This window comes from Sphingomonas sp. 3P27F8 (assembly GCF_005502745.1).
Taxonomy (GTDB): Bacteria; Pseudomonadota; Alphaproteobacteria; order Sphingomonadales; family Sphingomonadaceae; genus Sphingomonas.
Map to the genome: position 1 here is coordinate 394,455 of NZ_SCNL01000002.1, position 15,997 is coordinate 410,451.

16 protein-coding genes are annotated in these 15,997 nt (G+C 67.8%); 7 read left to right on the forward strand and 9 right to left on the reverse strand.

The features are described 5' to 3' along the window. Window positions 1-36: 36 nt before the first annotated feature. The gene (locus FFS35_RS04460; RefSeq protein WP_137785895.1) at window positions 37-1,164 is read left to right on the forward strand and encodes a cobalamin-independent methionine synthase II family protein; all 1,128 of its coding nucleotides are present in this window, start codon (window positions 37-39) and stop codon (window positions 1,162-1,164) included. A gap of 114 nt (window positions 1,165-1,278) precedes the next feature. After that, the gene (locus tag FFS35_RS04465) at window positions 1,279-2,019 is read left to right on the forward strand and encodes an IclR family transcriptional regulator (RefSeq protein ID WP_249341449.1); all 741 of its coding nucleotides are present in this window, start codon (window positions 1,279-1,281) and stop codon (window positions 2,017-2,019) included. A gap of 134 nt (window positions 2,020-2,153) precedes the next feature. Here FFS35_RS04465 and FFS35_RS04470 read toward each other — a convergent pair whose 3' ends face one another. Together FFS35_RS04470 and FFS35_RS04475 are read right to left on the reverse strand one after the other, a co-directional pair. After that, window positions 2,154-3,551: an aminomethyltransferase family protein gene (locus FFS35_RS04470; RefSeq protein ID WP_137785896.1), complete on the reverse strand. Its 1,398-nt coding sequence runs from the start codon at window positions 3,549-3,551 to the stop codon at window positions 2,154-2,156. Between the two features lie 14 nt (window positions 3,552-3,565). Then, window positions 3,566-4,309 (reverse strand): alpha/beta fold hydrolase, encoded by a 744-nt coding sequence (locus FFS35_RS04475; protein WP_137785897.1) that lies wholly within the window; start codon window positions 4,307-4,309, stop codon window positions 3,566-3,568. A gap of 79 nt (window positions 4,310-4,388) precedes the next feature. Here FFS35_RS04475 and FFS35_RS04480 point away from each other — a divergent pair, with 79 nt between their 5' ends. Both FFS35_RS04480 and purU read left to right on the forward strand, forming a co-directional pair. After that, window positions 4,389-5,264, forward strand: coding sequence for a methylenetetrahydrofolate reductase (locus FFS35_RS04480; RefSeq protein WP_249341450.1), 876 nt, complete (start codon window positions 4,389-4,391; stop codon window positions 5,262-5,264). An 18-nt stretch (window positions 5,265-5,282) separates the two neighbouring features. Next, window positions 5,283-6,134, forward strand: coding sequence for a formyltetrahydrofolate deformylase (gene purU / locus FFS35_RS04485; protein WP_137785899.1), 852 nt, complete (start codon window positions 5,283-5,285; stop codon window positions 6,132-6,134). 169 nt (window positions 6,135-6,303) lie between these two features. Here the strand turns inward: purU and pobA are convergent, their stop codons facing one another. From pobA to FFS35_RS04520, 7 genes are all read right to left on the reverse strand, one after another. Further along, window positions 6,304-7,473, reverse strand: a complete 1,170-nt coding sequence (gene pobA / locus FFS35_RS04490; RefSeq protein ID WP_137785969.1) for a 4-hydroxybenzoate 3-monooxygenase — start codon at window positions 7,471-7,473, stop codon at window positions 6,304-6,306. Then, a complete protein-coding gene (locus FFS35_RS04495) occupies window positions 7,473-8,414 on the reverse strand; it encodes a Gfo/Idh/MocA family oxidoreductase (protein ID WP_137785970.1) in 942 nt (313 codons plus the stop codon). Before FFS35_RS04495 ends, pobA begins: the two co-directional genes overlap by 1 nt. A 113-nt stretch (window positions 8,415-8,527) precedes the next feature. Further along, window positions 8,528-9,421 carry a class III extradiol dioxygenase subunit beta gene (locus FFS35_RS04500; RefSeq protein WP_137785900.1) on the reverse strand — a complete coding sequence of 298 codons (894 nt, stop codon included), beginning with the start codon at window positions 9,419-9,421 and terminating at the stop codon, window positions 8,528-8,530. 1 nt (window position 9,422) lies between these two features. Continuing rightward, window positions 9,423-9,899, reverse strand: a complete 477-nt coding sequence (ligA, locus tag FFS35_RS04505; protein WP_137785901.1) for a protocatechuate 4,5-dioxygenase subunit alpha — start codon at window positions 9,897-9,899, stop codon at window positions 9,423-9,425. Beyond that, a complete protein-coding gene (locus FFS35_RS04510) occupies window positions 9,896-10,921 on the reverse strand; it encodes an amidohydrolase family protein (RefSeq protein ID WP_137785902.1) in 1,026 nt (341 codons plus the stop codon). The genes ligA and FFS35_RS04510 overlap by 4 nt, the downstream gene beginning before the upstream one ends. Beyond that, the gene (locus FFS35_RS04515; protein ID WP_137785903.1) at window positions 10,918-11,754 is read right to left on the reverse strand and encodes an NAD(P)-dependent oxidoreductase; all 837 of its coding nucleotides are present in this window, start codon (window positions 11,752-11,754) and stop codon (window positions 10,918-10,920) included. Before FFS35_RS04515 ends, FFS35_RS04510 begins: the two co-directional genes overlap by 4 nt. 71 nt (window positions 11,755-11,825) lie before the next feature. Continuing rightward, entirely contained in the window at window positions 11,826-13,001 is a 1,176-nt protein-coding gene (locus FFS35_RS04520) for a LysR family transcriptional regulator (protein ID WP_137785904.1), read from the reverse strand. 96 nt (window positions 13,002-13,097) lie between these two features. On the opposite strand from FFS35_RS04520, the gene FFS35_RS04525 reads away from it, so the two are divergent. The 3 genes from FFS35_RS04525 to FFS35_RS04535 are packed head-to-tail and all read left to right on the forward strand — an operon-like array spanning window position 13,098 to window position 15,698. Continuing rightward, window positions 13,098-13,772, forward strand: a complete 675-nt coding sequence (locus FFS35_RS04525; protein ID WP_137785905.1) for a 4-carboxy-4-hydroxy-2-oxoadipate aldolase/oxaloacetate decarboxylase — start codon at window positions 13,098-13,100, stop codon at window positions 13,770-13,772. Continuing rightward, a complete protein-coding gene (locus FFS35_RS04530) occupies window positions 13,765-14,820 on the forward strand; it encodes a 4-oxalomesaconate tautomerase (RefSeq protein WP_137785906.1) in 1,056 nt (351 codons plus the stop codon). Before FFS35_RS04525 ends, FFS35_RS04530 begins: the two co-directional genes overlap by 8 nt. Next, window positions 14,817-15,698, forward strand: coding sequence for an amidohydrolase family protein (locus FFS35_RS04535; protein ID WP_137785907.1), 882 nt, complete (start codon window positions 14,817-14,819; stop codon window positions 15,696-15,698). The genes FFS35_RS04530 and FFS35_RS04535 overlap by 4 nt, the downstream gene beginning before the upstream one ends. Window positions 15,699-15,997 lie beyond the last annotated feature (299 nt).

Below are 15,997 nucleotides of genomic sequence, written 5' to 3' on the forward strand. Positions count from 1 at the left end.
CGCCGATACGAACGACGCTTTTCGGATAGGGCCATCATGACCATCGCGACGACGCATGTCGGCAGCCTGCCGCGCGGCCCAGAGCTTACCCCGCTCCTGCTGGCGCGCGACAAGGGCGAGCCCTACGACGCCGAGGCATTCGACACCGTGGTTCAGGCGGCCGTCACGCAAGCCGTCTCCAATCAGGTCGCGGCGGGCGTCACGGTCGTCAGCGATGGCGAACTCGGCAAGGTCGGCTATTCGACCTACATGATCGAGCGGCTGTCTGGCTTCGGCGGACATACCGACCGGATGCCGGCAAGGGACCTTGCCCCCCTGCCCGACCTGCGCGCAAAGCTCGCGCACATGATGGGGTCGCAGGATTTCGTCCGCGCCTCATGCATCGACGCGGTAAGGCTGGTCACGCTCGCCCCGCTCCACGACGACATCCGCCGATTCCAGACGGCGCTGAACGATAATGGCAACGCCGTGCGCGCCTTCATGAACGCCGCCTCGCCTGGCCTGATCACCGCGTTCCAGAAGAACGCTTTCTATCCAAGCCACGAGGCCTATCTCGCGGACCTCGTCACCGCGATGACGCCGGAATACGAGGCGATCGTCGCGGCCGGTTTCGACCTGCAGCTCGATTGCCCCGACCTCGCCATGTCGCGCCACACCGGGTATCAGGACATGGCGGAGGACGATTTCCTGAAGGTGATCGAGGCGAACGTCGAAGCGTTGAACGCCGCCACCGCCAACCTGCCCCCAGACAAGCTCAGGATGCACGTCTGCTGGGGGAATTACGAGGGGCCGCACGACCACGACATCCCGCTGGAGCGGATCATCCAGATCGTCCTGAAGGCGCGGCCAGCGACGATCCTGTTCGAAGCGGCCAACCCGCGGCATGAGCACGAATGGATCGTCTGGCGCGACGCGAGCGTGCCCGACGACAAAATCCTGGCGCCGGGGCTGATCGACAGTTGCTCCAACTATCTCGAGCATCCCGAACTGATCGCGCAACGGATCGAGCGCTTCGCGGGCATCGTCGGCAAGGACCGCGTCATCGGCAGCACCGACTGCGGCTTCGGCACCTTCGCCGGCTATGGCAAGATCGATCCCGCCGTCGCGTGGAAGAAGCTCGCAAACCTGCGCGAAGGCGCCGACCTGGCGGATTCGCGTCTATGACGCGCCCGTGATCCCGCGGCGGGAGCACCGGCGCCTGCGGCGATCACCTTCTGTCCGTGCGGGAACACGACAATCGGACTGGCACGTCCGCCCCTATCCGCTATAGCCTGATCGATGGCTGACACCCCGCCCGTCAAATCCGCCATGCGCACGCTCGACATCATCGAATATGTCGTGGCAAGTGAGCGCCCCGTCGTCGCGGGGGAAATCGCGACCGCATTGTCGATCCCGGTCAGCAGCCTGTCCTACCTGCTTAACACGCTGGTCGATCGCCGCTATCTGGCCCGCGACGGGCGGCGCTACACCGCCGGCGCCGGCCTGGCGCGATTGCAGGCGGAGGATCGCAGCTTCTCGCTCGCCGAACGGGTCGCGCCGCTGGTCCGCTCGCTGCGCGTGGCGCTGGGCGAAACCGCCTCATTCTTCGTGCCGCGCGACTGGCAGGTCGAAGCGATGGTGACCGAAACCAGCGAACATGCGCTACGCTACGCGGTCAGCATGGGCACGATGACCCCGATGCATGGGTTCGCCGCGGGCAAGGCGATCCTCGCCGCCCTGCCGGACGATCAGGTCGACACCTACCTCGCGGAAACCGATCGTCCCGCCTACACCCCGGCGACGATTACCGATGCCGACGCGCTGCGTCGCGAGATCGCCGAGATCCGTCGCACCGGCATCGCCCACACGCATGAGGAACATACGCCCGGCATCCACGGCATCAGCCGCGCGGTCGTCGCGGGCGGCAAGGTGATCGGCGCATTCAGCCTGGCGATCCCCATCGTCCGCTACGATCGCAGAATGGCGGATCGCGCGGCGGAACTGCTGCGACGGACGGCCGCCTTGCTGGAGGCGGAATAGCCGTCGTCTGAAATGCTCGCGCTCCCGCGCGGACGATAGCCCGGAGCCAGAGAGGCTGTCGCCCGTGACCCCAGGTTCCCGCCCGCGCGGGAGCGCGTCGGCGGCGCGGCCCCCTTCGGAACCGCCCCATCACCTCACGCCGGCTGACGCGTCCGCCAGCTCTCCGCGTAACTGTCACGTGCGACCTCCGAATAGGGCGTCGGCGCGACTACGGCCTTGATCTCGATCTGGACGTGCTTCTCGACCGTCGGCTTGTTCGTACCGCCGTCAGGCTCGCCCCACAGCAACGTCACTTCGGTGCCGGGCTCCGCCACGTCCGCATCCACCATTGCCAGCGTCAGCATCCGGCCTTCGTTCGCGCTGTAGCCGACCCATGTCGAGATCCCGACCGGCTTGCCGTCCTTCAGCACCTGGTCGTACGGGTGCATCGCGTACACCGCGCTCGGAAATTCGAAGTATTTTGCGCGCTCGCCCTTGGTGAACTGCGAACTGATGACGCGAACGACGTCCTCGTTGTCTAGCGCCAGCGTCACCTTCTTGCGGTGCGGCTGCCCCGCCATGCGCTCCAGCGCCTCGCGGCCGATAAAGTCGTGGTCGAACTTCACGAACGGGCCGTAGCCCAGATCCCATGGCGTGAGGTAATAGCCGTCGATGCTGTCGGGGACGTAGCTGCCGCCGATCGACGCCTTGCCTTCATAGCTGTTGGCGCTCTGCCACTCACGGTATGCCTTCGAGCCCTCGCCGGAATAGGTCGCGGGCAGCGGCGACGGGATCCAGCCCGATTCCAGCGTGTTCGACGAATAGGTCCGCCCGCCGACCAGCGTCAGCCCGAAGTCCTTGCCCGCGGCGATCAGCGACTGGCGCACATCCTCGCCCTCCGCCCACGGGCCGAACAGCTCATAGCCCGGTTGGCCCGCCATCCCGTGACGCAGTGCACGCACCTGCCTGCCGCCGATATCCAGCGTCGTCATGTGGAAGAACTTCAGATCGGGCGGCGTCCGGCCCATTGCGCGCTCCAGCACCTTCATGGCGTTCGGGCCCTGCAGCTGGAAGCGGTAGTGGCGGCGGTTCTCCGGGTCCGGGCGCACGGCCGTCCGCTCGTCGCGCGACACGGTGACGTTCCAGTCGCCGGTCGCGGCGTGATATTCGACCCATTCAATCGCCGGCGCGCGGCCGACGAGGTTGAAACTGTTCTCGGCCAGGTAGAACAGGATGACGTCGCCGATCACATACCCCTCGGGCGTCACCGGCACGAACTGCTTCGCGCGATCGGGTACGAAGCCCTTGAAGCTGTTGATGCCGAGATGGTTGAGCATCGCGAAGGCATCCGGGCCTTCGACGCCGAGATCGACCATGTGGTACGACTGGTTGAACAGCACGGCCGTTTCCTGCCACGCCTTCTGCTCGGACCGCCAGTTCGAATATTCGGCCGGCACGCCGGGATAGGCATTCGGCCCAACCTGCTGGTTGCGCAGGAAGGCCACGGTATCACCGCTCTGGTCGAGCAGTTGCTGCAACGTCTGGTCGGTCATGAAGCCTCTCCTTCTCAAGCTTGGGATCGAATGGGGGTGGTGGCGGTAATCCAGTCGCGCAGGATCGCCGACAGCGCCTCCGGCGCTTCGGCGGGAAGCATGTGGCCGGCGCCCGGCACGATCGCGAGTCGCGCGCCGGGTATGGCGGCGGCGATCGCACGATGCTGGTCAGGCGGGCTCCAGAGATCGGCGTCGCCGCACGCGACCAGCACGGGGCAGGTGATGCCAGGCAGCAGCGTCTTGACCTCCGGCCGCGCCAGCAGCGCGCGCACCTGCCCACGATATCGATCCAGCCCGGCGCCAACGCACATCGCGCGCAGCCGCCCCATCAGATCGGTGTCGTTCCGCGCGCCGGCCGCCACCATCGGCGGCAGCCAGCTGTCGACGAGCGCGGCCATGCCCGACGTGTGGCCGAGGTCGCCCAGCGCATATCGCTTGTACGCCTCGCCGGGCTGCACGGGGTGGACGCCGGTACTGACCAGAGCCAGCCGCGTGACGCGGTCCGGCACGCGGCGGTAAACCTCCAGCGCGACACGGGCGCCCATCGAATGACCGAACAGTCCGAACGTGGCGGGAGCATCCGCGAGGACATGATCGGCCATCGCGCCGATCGCGTCGCACGCGCCATAGTCAGGCACCGCGACCAGCGCAGGCACGCGATCGGCGAGATCGGCGAACATCGAGAAATCGCACATGAGGCCGGGCAGCACCAGGATCGGGCCGCCGTCGCTCTCCACGATAGATTCATTCGCACTCATGAAGCTTTCACCTATACGGAATTCAAACCAACTGCTAGAGCAAATGCACTTCCAGGGCGTCGCACGAGGAGAGGTTTGCGTGAACGCATCGGCCATCCATCCCGCATGGCAGCGCGCGCCGCTGCACTTTACGGAGGGCTATTCGCTGGAAATCACAGCGAAAGACGTGCCCGCGCTGATCGATGCGGCGCCGAACATCGCCGCCGACACGCCCGTCGCGATCACCTTTCTTCCCGGAGAGACGATGGACGCCCGCATCGCGGCGGCGGTCGCGGTGCGCGATCTGGGTTTCGAGCCGATGCCGCACCTGTCCGCCCGGCGGATCGAGTCGCCCAACGAGCTGGCGGCGATCGTGCAGCGGACGACGGCGGAGGCGGGCGCGCGCCGCTTCTTCCTGGTCGCGGGCGACCCGCCGGTGCCGGCAGGTCCGTTCCCGGACACCATGTCGCTGCTCGAAACCGGCCTGTTCGAAACGAACGGCATCCGCGCGATCGGCGTTGCCGGCCATCCTGAAAGCCACCCCGCGATGGACGCGCGGGCGCGGTGGTCGTGGCTGCACCGCAAGTGCGACGCGATCGGGGAACGCGGCATGGCGCCGCTGATCGTGACGCAGTTCGGCTTCGATGCGCAGCCGTTCCTCGATTGGCTGGTCGAGTTGCGCGCGCAGGGCATCGACGCACCGGTCCGCATCGGCGTGCCCGGGCCGGCGGGGATCAAGACGCTGCTGCGCTTCGCCGCCCATTGCGGCGTCGGGGCGACGGCGTCGGTGATGACGAAATACGGTGTGTCAGTGACGAAACTTCTGGGAACGGCCGGGCCAGACAAGCTGGTCGACGCGCTGGAGGCTGGGCTGACGCCAGCGCACGGCCCGGTTCGGCTGCATTTCTATCCGTTCGGCGGCCTGGCGCGCACGGTCGAGTGGATCGACGCCCGCAGCGCCGCCGCGCGCCGATAACGGCATCAAGGGAGAGCCATGGAGAACAGCTACGTATTACGCCTGTCGTGCGACGACCGGGCCGGCCTGGTCGCGCAGGTCGCACAGTTCATCGCGACACGCGGTGGCAACATCACCGAGGCGCAGCAGTTCGACGACAGCGGCACCGGCCGCTTCTTCATGCGCGTCGTGTTCCGCATGGCCGATGGCGATGCCGCGGCCATCGCCGCCGCCTTCGCCCCCGTCGCCACGGCAATGGGCGCGATCTGGTCGGTGCGCGCCACCGGTACGCGCCAGCGCGTGCTGCTGATGGTGTCGAAGTTCGATCACTGCCTCGGCGACCTGCTCTACCGCCGCCGCATCGGCGAACTGCCGATGCATGTCGTCGGCATCGTGTCCAACCACCCCCTGTCCGCGCTGAACACGACGATGGTGGGCGACATCCCCTATCACCATTTGCCCGTCACGAAGGAGACGAAGCCGCAGCAGGAGGCCGCGATCAAGCGGATCGTCACGGAGACGGGCGCCGATCTCGTCGTGCTGGCGCGCTATATGCAGATCCTGTCGGACGACCTCGCCGCCTTCCTGTCGGGCCGCTGCATCAACATCCATCACAGTTTCCTGCCCGGATTCAAGGGCGCGAAGCCCTATCACCAGGCGCACGACCGCGGCGTGAAGATGATCGGGGCCACGGCCCATTACGTCACCGCCGACCTCGACGAAGGCCCGATCATCGCGCAGGATGTCGAGCCGATCAGCCATGCCGACACGCCCGACGACCTGGTGCGCAAGGGCCGCGACATCGAACGCCGCGTCCTGGCGCAGGCGGTTGCCGACCATCTTCAGGATCGTGTGCTGCTCAACGGATCGCGCACCGTCGTCTTCCGCTGACGGTCCCGGTCGACGGGGTCGCGATGGCTGCGGCCGTGTCGCGACAGACGGCGGCGGGCGTTGCGACGCCGACCGCCGCCGGTCGCACGCCGGGGCCGGCCGTCACGCCCGCGCGGCGACGCCGGTGCCGGGCGGCGGCGGACCGATGGCGATCGCCTGACGCGCCGAACTACAGCGGCAGCCCCACATAGTTTTCTGCGATTGCGGTCTGCGCCGCGCGGCTGCCGGCGATATAGTCGAGTTCGGCCAGCTGCATCTGCCGATCGAACCGTGTCTGGTCTGGAAAGCGGTGCATCAGCGTCGTCAACTGCCACGAAAAGCGCTCGACCTTCCACACGCGTTCCAGCGCGCGGCGCGAATAGTCGCCGACACCGTCGTTGTCGCCGCGCTTGAAATAGCGCACCAGCGCCTCGGCACACACCGACACGTCCGCCGCCGCCAGGTTCAGCCCCTTGGCGCCCGTCGGCGGCACGATGTGCGCAGCGTCGCCGGCCAGCATGAGCGATTTGTGGCGCATCGGCTCCGAAACGAACGAACGCAGCGGCGCGATCGATTTCTCCAGCGCCGGCCCGCGGACCAGTCCCGCCGCCGCCTGCGGCCCGAGCCGGACCGCGAGTTCGTCCCACAAGCGATCGTCCGGCCATTCGGATAGCGGCTCGTCGGCCGGCACCTGGATATAATAGCGGCTGCGCGTCGGCGATCGCATCGACGCCAGCGCGAAGCCGCGATCGTGATTGGCATAGATCAGATCGTCGCTGCACGGCGGCACGTCGGCCAGGATGCCGAGCCAGCCGAACGGATAGACCTTCTCGTAAATCCGCTGCGCCGCCTGCGGGATGGCCCGCCGTGACGGCCCGTGAAATCCGTCGCAGCCGACGATGAAGCGCGCGTCGATCCGCCGCGGCGCACCATCCACCCGGTACGTCAGATAAGGCGTATCGCTTTCGATATGGTGGAGCGCGACTTCCTCGGCCTCGTAATCGATCGCCACGCCCCGGGATCCGGCCGCCTCCATCAGGTCGCGGGTGACCTCGGTCTGGCCATATACCGTGACGTGATGGCCGACCGTCTCCGTCAGCGGGATGCGGATCAGCCGCTCGCCATCGGCCAGGGCCACGCTGTCATGCGGAATACCTTCCGCCTTCAGCCGCGTATCGAGTCCGAGCCGCGCCATCAGATCGGTCGTCGTCCGCTCAAGCACGCCGGCACGGATACGCTCCACCACACGCGCCGCACTCGCGCGCTCCACCAGCTGGACGCGCACGCCCTCCATCGCCAGCAGATGGCCGAGCATCAGCCCCGCCGGCCCTGCCCCGACGATCGCGACATCAACGCGCATCATGCCGAAAGCTGCCGGTCCAGCGCGTCGAGCACGCGGTAGCACGGCAGGACCTGTGCGACAGAGCTGTTGGGTTCGCGCCCTTCGCGGATCGAGGCGATGAACTCGCGGTCCTGCAACTCGATGCCGTTCGACGACACGGCGACGCCGGACAAGTTAACCGGTTCCTCCCTGCCGGTGACGAGATCGTCGTAGCGGGCGATCCATGTGCCGGTATCGCAGATGTACCGGAAGAAGGTGCCGAGCGGCCCGTCGTTGTTGAATGACAGGCTCAGCGTGCAGATCGCGCCGCTCTCCGCCTTGAGCTGGATCGACATGTCCATCGCGATGCCGAGCTCGGGGTGGATCGGCCCCTGGACCGCATTGGCCTGCACGATCGGTCCGGCCTGATAGGCGAACAGATCGACCGTGTGCGCGGCGTGGTGCCACAGCAGGTGATCGGTCCACGACCGTGCCTCGCCCTTCGCGTTCATGTTCTTGCGGCGAAAGAAGAAGGTCTGCACGTCCATCTGCTGGATGCTCGCCTCGCCACTTTCGAACTTGCGATGAAGGTACTGGTGGCTGGGGTTGAACCGCCGCGTGTGGCCGACCATCGCGACCAGCCCGGTTTCCTGCTGCTTGGCGAGCACCGCCTCCGCATCGGCCAGGCTGTCCGCCAGCGGGATCTCGATCTGCACATGCTTGCCCGCCTCCAGGCACCGGATCGCCTGCGCCGCATGCATCTGCGTCGGTGTGCACAGGATCACGGCATCGACGTCGTCGCGTGCCAGCGTCTCGGCGAGGTCGGTGCAGGCATGGCCGATGCCGTATTTCGCGGCGATCGCCTGCGTCGGCTCCAGGCGTCGACCGACAAGGCTCGTCACCTCGACGCCGTCGATGTTCTTCAGGCCATCAAGGTGCTTCTCGCCGAAGGCACCGGCGCCGGCGAGGGCAATGCGGATCGTCATAAATTATCTCCGCCCTCCCCGAAAAGGGAGGGGCTGTTTGGGTGGGCGGCTATCGGGTCGGGCAGTACGAACACCCCCCTTCCCTCGTTCAGGGAGAGGAAGGCTGCTTACTCGGCCGCGGCCGCGATCACGTCGCTGCCCGTCATGTCATAGCCTTCGCCGTTGTCGGGGCGCAGCACGACATGGCCGATCGCGGTGTTCGAACACGGCACGTGGTAATGCCGGTGCAACTCGCGCGTCGCCTTGCCCATCGCGCCACGCATCACCAGCCACATCACCATCTCGATGCCTTCGGACCCCGTCTCGCGCAGATACTCGATATGCGGGATGCGACGCAGGTGATCGCTCTCGCCGATCAGCCCGTCGATGAAGCGGTTGTCCCACTCCTGGTTGATGAGCCCGGCGCGTGGCCCCTGCAACTGGTGGCTCATGCCGCCGGTGCCCCAGACCTGGACGTTCAGATCCTCCGGGAAGTCCGCCACCGCCCGGGCGATCGCCTCGCCCAGCGCCCAGCAGCGGTTGCCCGAGGGCGGGGGATAGGTGACGACGTTGACCGCCAGCGGCACGACCTTCACCGGCCATTCCTGTGCCTTGCCGTACATCATCGTCAGCGGCACGGTCAGGCCGTGATCGACCTCCATCTCGTTGATGATGGTCATGTCGAATTCGTCGAGGATCAGGCTCTGCGCGATGTGCCAGGCAAGATCGGGATGCCCTTCCACCTCTGGCACCGCGCGCGGCCCCCAGCCCTCGTCGGCCGGCTTGTACCGCTCGCCGCACCCGATCGCGAAGGTCGGGATGATCTTCATGTCGAACGCCGATGCATGATCGTTGTAGACCAGCACGATGACGTCCGGCTTCTCCGCCTTCTCCCATGCGCGCGTCCATTCGAACCCGTCGAAGATCGGGCTGAAATAGTCGTCGGCGTCCTTGTTGAAATCGGATGCCACGCCCAGCAGGGGAACGTGACTGCAGGCGACGCCCGCGGTGATCCGTGCCATGTCAGCAACCCTCCCTGGCCGCATCGCGCTCGGCGTCGGCCGCCTCCAGCGCCGCCGCATTCGCCTTCAGGCTGCGCGCGCCCTCAGGGCTGCGCCCGCCCGCGACCATCATCCTGGTATAGTCCTCGAAATTCATGTCGGTCATCGTCGATACCGCCTGCGCGAACGGGATGCCGTCGGTCGAGAACAGCTTGGCGAGGAAATAGACGTTGCCGCCCAGATCGAGGCAGCGGTTGTAGTCGCGGTCAAGCAGCGCCTGCTTCTGCTCGTCGGACAGCGGCCATTCGTCCATGTAGGCGCGCTCGTCCGCCTTGAACCGCTCGCGGTTCTCCGCCTTCATCAGGCTCATGGCGAACTGATTCATGTGATAGCCCGCCCGTGCGCGCTTCGCGGTGAAGACGCGGGTGCCCGGAATGTCCTCGAACTCGGCGAGATACTCGTGGATATCGCCGACCCTTGTGTCGTTCGGACTGGTCACAGCCCCCTCTCCTTCAGTTTCGCATCCAGCCGCGGGAAAACCCGCCGCGCATTGCCCTCGTAGATCGCATGGCGCTGATCCGCGGTGATCGGCAGCGCATCGACATAGCGCTTGGTATCGTCGAAATAGCATCCGGTCTGTGGATCGATGCCGCGCACGGCACCCACCATCTCGCTGCCGAACAGGATGTTCTTGGTATCGATGACGTCGGCAAGCAGGTCGATGCCCGGCTGATGATAGACGCAGGTGTCGAAGAACACATTGTTCATGACATGCCCGTCAAGCGCCGGCTTCTTCAGCATGTCGGCAAGACCGCGATAGCGCCCCCAGTGATAGGGGACCGACCCGCCGCCGTGCGGAATGATGAAGCGCAGGCCCGGGAAATCGGCAAACAGATCACCCTCGATCAGCTGCATGAACGCGATCGTGTCCGCCGCGATGTAATAGGCGCCGGTCGCGTGCATCGCCGGGTTGCAGCTGCCCGAGACGTGGATCATCGCCGGCACGTCCAGCTCGACCATCGCCTCGTAGAAGGGATACCAGTACCGGTCGGTCAGCGGCGGATGCTCGAACCTGCCGCCGCCCGGATCGGGGTTCAGGTTGCAGCCGATGAAGCCCAATTCCTCGACGCATCGCCGCAGTTCCGTTATCGACCCGGCCATGTCGGCCCTCGGCGACTGCGGCAACATGCACACGCCGGCGAAGGTTTCGGGATACAGGCCGACGCAGCGCGCGATCAGGTTGTTGTTGGCCCTCGCCCACGCGATCGCCACCCCCTCGTCTCCGACATGCGGCGCCATGGCCGAGGCGCGGGGCGAGAAGATCGTCATGTCGGCGCCGCGTTCGCGCAACAGGCGCAGCTGGTTCGCCTCCAGCGTCTCGCGGATCTCGTCCTCGCCGATCGACGGATAGGCGGGCGCGGTGCCGCCCGCCTTGAACGCCGCCTTCTGTGCTTCGCGCCACTCGTTGTGCGCGGCCGGCGCGGTCGTGTAATGGCCGTGGCAATCGATGACGAGCGTCATGCAGTCAGCACCTTCAGCTTCGCGGTCAATCCATGCGGCGCGGCCAGGCGCCGATCGCCGATCGCCCGCTGGCGCGCGGCGGTCGCGCGGCTCATCGATGCGTCCGTGCCGAGCGCGTCGAGTGTCCGCGTGACTTCCTCCATCTCGGCCGCGCGGCGGGTGCCGTGCGCCATCATGCGCTCCAGGTTGTAATCGAACCGCTCGGGCCAGCCGGCACCCGGCCAGCTGGCCTCGAGCGACGCGATCAACGCGTCCAGCACCCCGGCGGCATCGGCCGCCAGCGCGCATTCGGCGGAGAGCGCCTCGATACCCTTCACCATTACCGAACGGATCATCTTGATCGCCGACGCCGACCCGACCGGGCCATCGACGAGCGCCACGGTCGAAAAGCCGAGCGCGCGCAGCATCGCCGCGCCGTCCGCAGCGTCAGGCCCGCCGAGCAGCAGCGGCACCGCGCAGCGCTTCGGAATGACCGGCGCCATCACCGCGACATCGACGTAGCGACCGGCCCGACGCTCGATGGCGGCGGCGGCGGCCCGCTTGGTGTCGGGCGCCACGCTGTTCATGTCGAACCAGAAGGCCCCCGGCTCCAGCCCGTCCGCAGCCTCGGCGGCGGCCAACGCCTGATCCGCGGTGACGAGCGACAGCACGGCGCCGGCCCCGGCGAGCGCCTCGGCCGGGGTTTCGCAGGCGGCGACGCCATCGACCGCCATCGCATCGCGCATGCCGGCATCGTCGAGGCGCAGGTCATAGGCCGACAGCGCCGCATTCAGGCCGGGCACGAACGCGCGCGCCGCTTCGCCGAAACCGATAAGGGCCAGTCGCCTCTCCATACCGGCGTCATCGTCCGACCGGGCCGGGCGACGCCAATCGGAAGCGGCGACCAGCCATCACTTTTCTGGAATTATGCCGATCCCAGCAGCTCCAGGAACCGGGATTGCAGCGCGGTCGGACGCCACGGGTCACGCGTGGTAATGCCGATCGTGCGCACCATGTCCGCGCGCGGACGTCCGATCACCGTCAGCAGCCCCGCCTGGATCTCCAGGGCGACCTGATCCGGTGACAGCAGCGTCAGGCAGTCGCTGTGCAACAATATGCCGCGGATGGTCATCACCGATCCGCATTCGATCGGCGCCGCCGGCGCGGCCTCGGGAAACAACGCCTGCCACTGCGCGCGCAGCGGCGTCTGTCGCGATCCGACGATCCACGGATAGGCCGCGAGCATCGCGGGCGTCGGATCCGGCGCCGCGGCCAGCGGATGCTCCCGCCGCGCGATCACCGCCAGCCGATCCTCGAACAGCGCCACCTGCTTCAGCCCCGCGGGCGTATCCTCGCGCACCGCGCCGATCATCAGGTCGATGACGCCATCGCGCAGCGGCTCGACCAGTTCGCGCCACGATCCCTCGACGACCTTCACCGTCGCCCTGGGCGCGGCATCGATCAGCGCGGCGATGGCGTTGGGCAGCACGCGCGCGCGCGATAGCGGCATCGCACCGATCACCAGCGGCGTTCCGTCTCCCGCACCCGTGCCGGTTTCGGCGATGGCGGCCGCGACCTCCGCCGCGGCGAGCCGTACACCCCGCGCCAGCCGCCGCCCCTGTGCCGTCAGCGCGACGCCGCGTCCGCGCCTTTCGAGCAGCGGCACCGCCACCAGTTGCTCCAGTTCCCTTACCGCACGGTGCAGTGCCGGCTGCGACCAGCCGGTCGCGCGCGCACCTTCAACGAAGCTGCCCGCGTCGGCGAGCGTCAGGAAGGCGCGCAATTGCGTCGCCGTCATCAGCCGTTCCGGTCGGGCGAAGCCGCGACCGCCCCGTCCGCCGCCGCGCGTCGCCTGCGCCAGCTGGGCGAAGGCGGCATCGATCCGAGCGACGAACACACGCCCCTCCTCGGTCGTCGTCATCCCGTCCGGGTGCCGTTCAAACAGCGCGACACCCAGCTGGCGCTCCACCTTCGCGAGCCCCTGCGTCAGTGCCGGCTGCGACAGGCTCACCCCTTCCGCCGCCGCACTCATGCTGCCCCGCTCGGCGATCAGCGGTATCGCGCGCAGATGGCGCAGGTTGAGGTCGAACGGGTCCGTCATCCATTCTCCTATAGCAAAAACTTATGGCATGTCATCTTTTCGACATTGCCCGCGCCGGCCGCCGCCTGCCATCGCGGAGCGCGAAGGAGAGCGAACATGTCGGGTCGGGTCGTGCGCAACATCGAACGGGCGGATGCTGCGGTGATCGATATCCTCGCCGGAGCCGGCGTCGCCACGGTGCACGAGGCGCAGGGGCGGATCGGCCTGCTCGCCAGCCGGATGCGCCCGATCTATCCGGGCGCGCGGATCGCGGGATCGGCGGTCACCATCTCCGCGCCGCCGGGCGACAACTGGATGGTCCATGTCGCGATCGAGCAGCTGCGCGACGGCGACATCCTCGTCCTTGCTCCCACTTCCCCGTGCGAGGATGGCTATTTCGGCGACCTGCTGGCGACATCGGCGATGGCGCGCGGCTGTCGCGGCCTCGTCATCGATGCCGGCGTGCGCGACGTCCGCGACCTGACCGAGATGGGCTTTCCCGTCTGGTCGAAGGCGGTGTTCGCGCAAGGCACGGTCAAGAACACGATCGGCAGCGTCAACGTACCCGTCGTCTGCGCCGGCGCCGCGATCGACCCGGGCGACGTGATCGTCGCCGACGACGACGGCGTCTGCGTCGTCAGGCGCAGCGACGCCGCGGCCGTCGCCGAAAAGTCCCGCGCCCGCGAAGCGGCCGAACAGTCGAAGCGCGGGCGGCTCGCGGCGGGCGAACTCGGCCTCGATATCTATGACATGCGGGGCAAGCTGGCGGCGATGGGCCTGCGCTATGAATGACGGCACGGCCTGCATGTGGATGCGCGGCGGCACATCGAAGGGCGCGTTCTTCCTGGCCGACGATTTGCCCGCCGATCCCGCGGCGCGCGATACGTTCCTGCTCAGGATCATGGGCTCCCCCGATCCCCGCCAGATCGACGGGATGGGCGGCGCCGATCCGCTGACGTCGAAGGTCGCGGTGGTCCGCGCTTCGGATCGCACAGGCGTCGATGTCGACTATTTGTTCCTCCAGGTCTTCGTCGATCAGGCGATCGTCACCGACGGCCAGAACTGCGGCAACATGCTGGCCGGGGTCGGCCCCTTCGCGATCGAACGCGGGCTGATCGCGGCGACGGGCGACGTCACCCGCGTCGCGATCTTCATGGAGAACACGCGCCAGGTGGCGGTCGCGACCGTTGCCACGCCCGGCGGCGCGGTGACCTATGCCGGCGATGCGGCGATCAGCGGCGTGCCGGGCACCGCAGCCGCCGTCCCGCTCGCGTTCCGCGACACGGCGGGGTCGTCGTGCGGCGCATTGCTGCCGACGGGCCACGCGGTCGACACGATCGACGGTGTCGCCTGCACCCTCATCGACAACGGCATGCCCTGCGTCGTCATCGCTGCCGCCGACGTCGGCATAGAGGGCCACGAGGATCGCGAGACGCTCGACGCCAACGATGCGATGAAGGCACGGGTGGAGGCGATCCGGTTGCAGGCCGGACCGATGATGAACCTGGGCGACGTGCGCGAGAAGTCGGTACCCAAGATGATGCTGGTATCCACCCCGCGCGATGGCGGCGCGATCGCGGTAAGATCGCTGATCCCGCATCGCGTCCATGCCTCGATCGGGGTGCTCGGCGCGGTCAGCGTCGCCACGGCCTGCCTGATCGACGGCACGCCTGCCGCCGCGCTGGCGACCATCGCGGAGGGGCGCAGCAAGACGCTGGGCGTCGAACATCCGACGGGCGTCACCGAATGTGTCGTAACCGTCGACGATGCCGGCGCGCCGGTCGAGGCGGGGATGCTGCGCACCGCGCGCAAGCTGATGGACGGAAGGGTCTTCGCATGAGCACCGACGCGCACGGACGCATCCGCAGCTGGACGCTCGCCCCGTCCCGGCCAAGCTACATCCCGCCCCCCGGCGCGGTCGACGCGCATTGCCACGTCTTCGGTCCCGCCGACCGCTTCCCCTTCAGCGCGAAGGCCAAGTATCTGCCGCAGGACGCCGGCCCGGACGCGCTGTTCGCGCTGCGCGACCGGTTGGGGTTCGAGCGCAACGTCATCGTGCAGGCGAGCTGCCACGGCACCGACAACGCCGCAACGCTCGACGCCATCGCCCGCAGCGACGGCCGGGCGCGCGGCGTGGCAGTGGTCGACCCGGCGATCGCGGCGCGCGATCTGGACGCGCTGCACGACCGGGGCATCCGTGGCATCCGCTTCAATTTCCTGAAACGGCTTGTCGATGATGCGCCGAAGGACGCATTCCTCGACCTCGCCGCACGGCTGCCCAAAGGCTGGCACGTCGTCGTCTATTTCGAGGCCGACATACTCGACGAGCTGCGATCGTTTCTCGCCGCGATCCCGGTTCCGGTCGTGATCGACCACATGGGACGCCCCGACGTCGCGCAGGGGCCGGACGGCGCGGACCTGCGCGCCTTCCGCACCCTGCTGGAATCGCGCGCAGACCTGTTGTTCAAGGCGACGTGTCCTGACCGGCTGGATGCGGGCGGCGCGCCGTGGCACGATTTCGCCGCAGCGGTCGCCCCGCTCGTCGCCGACTATCCCGACCGCTGCCTGTGGGGCACCGACTGGCCGCACCCGAACATGCAGGATGCGATCCCCGACGATGGCGCGCTGGTCGACATGATTCCGCGCATCGCGCCGACGGCGGAGGCGCAGCGGCGGATGCTGGTGGACACGCCGATGCGGCTCTATTGGGATCGGTGAGTGAGAGGCGCCCGAACTCTACCCCCGCATCCGTGCGCGCCGGAGCGCCGTATAAGCCGGCGGCGATCCACTCGTCCGAGCGGCGATCCCGCGCGGACAAGCCGGGCCGACTTTCCCCAATGTCCGGCTGATGCGTACAATCTCCTGGCTTTCGGGCCACTCCGCCGGGCAGATCGGGGCCCGCAGCCGCATCGGCATTCCTCACCGGTCGACCGAACCAGGCAGCACAGGCCGGTCGCGGCGTTGAGCGGGACGCCGATGTCGCTGGTGCCACGGTTTGGCGCATCGCCGCGTTGCAT

Excerpts from the sequence above, each read along its gene's own strand:
- FFS35_RS04465 (WP_249341449.1), top strand. The coding sequence starts at position 1,279 with ATGGCTGACACCCCGCCCGTCAAATCCGCCATGCGCACGCTCGACATC.
- FFS35_RS04525 (WP_137785905.1), top strand. The coding sequence starts at position 13,098 with ATGTCGGGTCGGGTCGTGCGCAACATCGAACGGGCGGATGCTGCGGTG.
- purU (WP_137785899.1), top strand. The coding sequence starts at position 5,283 with ATGGAGAACAGCTACGTATTACGCCTGTCGTGCGACGACCGGGCCGGC.
- FFS35_RS04500 (WP_137785900.1), bottom strand. The coding sequence starts at position 9,421 with ATGGCACGGATCACCGCGGGCGTCGCCTGCAGTCACGTTCCCCTGCTG.
- FFS35_RS04460 (WP_137785895.1), top strand. The coding sequence starts at position 37 with ATGACCATCGCGACGACGCATGTCGGCAGCCTGCCGCGCGGCCCAGAG.
- FFS35_RS04515 (WP_137785903.1), bottom strand. The coding sequence starts at position 11,754 with ATGGAGAGGCGACTGGCCCTTATCGGTTTCGGCGAAGCGGCGCGCGCG.
- FFS35_RS04470 (WP_137785896.1), bottom strand. The coding sequence starts at position 3,551 with ATGACCGACCAGACGTTGCAGCAACTGCTCGACCAGAGCGGTGATACC.
- FFS35_RS04520 (WP_137785904.1), bottom strand. The coding sequence starts at position 13,001 with ATGACGGACCCGTTCGACCTCAACCTGCGCCATCTGCGCGCGATACCG.
- FFS35_RS04535 (WP_137785907.1), top strand. The coding sequence starts at position 14,817 with ATGAGCACCGACGCGCACGGACGCATCCGCAGCTGGACGCTCGCCCCG.
- pobA (WP_137785969.1), bottom strand. The coding sequence starts at position 7,473 with ATGCGCGTTGATGTCGCGATCGTCGGGGCAGGGCCGGCGGGGCTGATG.
- FFS35_RS04475 (WP_137785897.1), bottom strand. The coding sequence starts at position 4,309 with ATGAGTGCGAATGAATCTATCGTGGAGAGCGACGGCGGCCCGATCCTG.
- FFS35_RS04510 (WP_137785902.1), bottom strand. The coding sequence starts at position 10,921 with ATGACGCTCGTCATCGATTGCCACGGCCATTACACGACCGCGCCGGCC.
- FFS35_RS04530 (WP_137785906.1), top strand. The coding sequence starts at position 13,765 with ATGAATGACGGCACGGCCTGCATGTGGATGCGCGGCGGCACATCGAAG.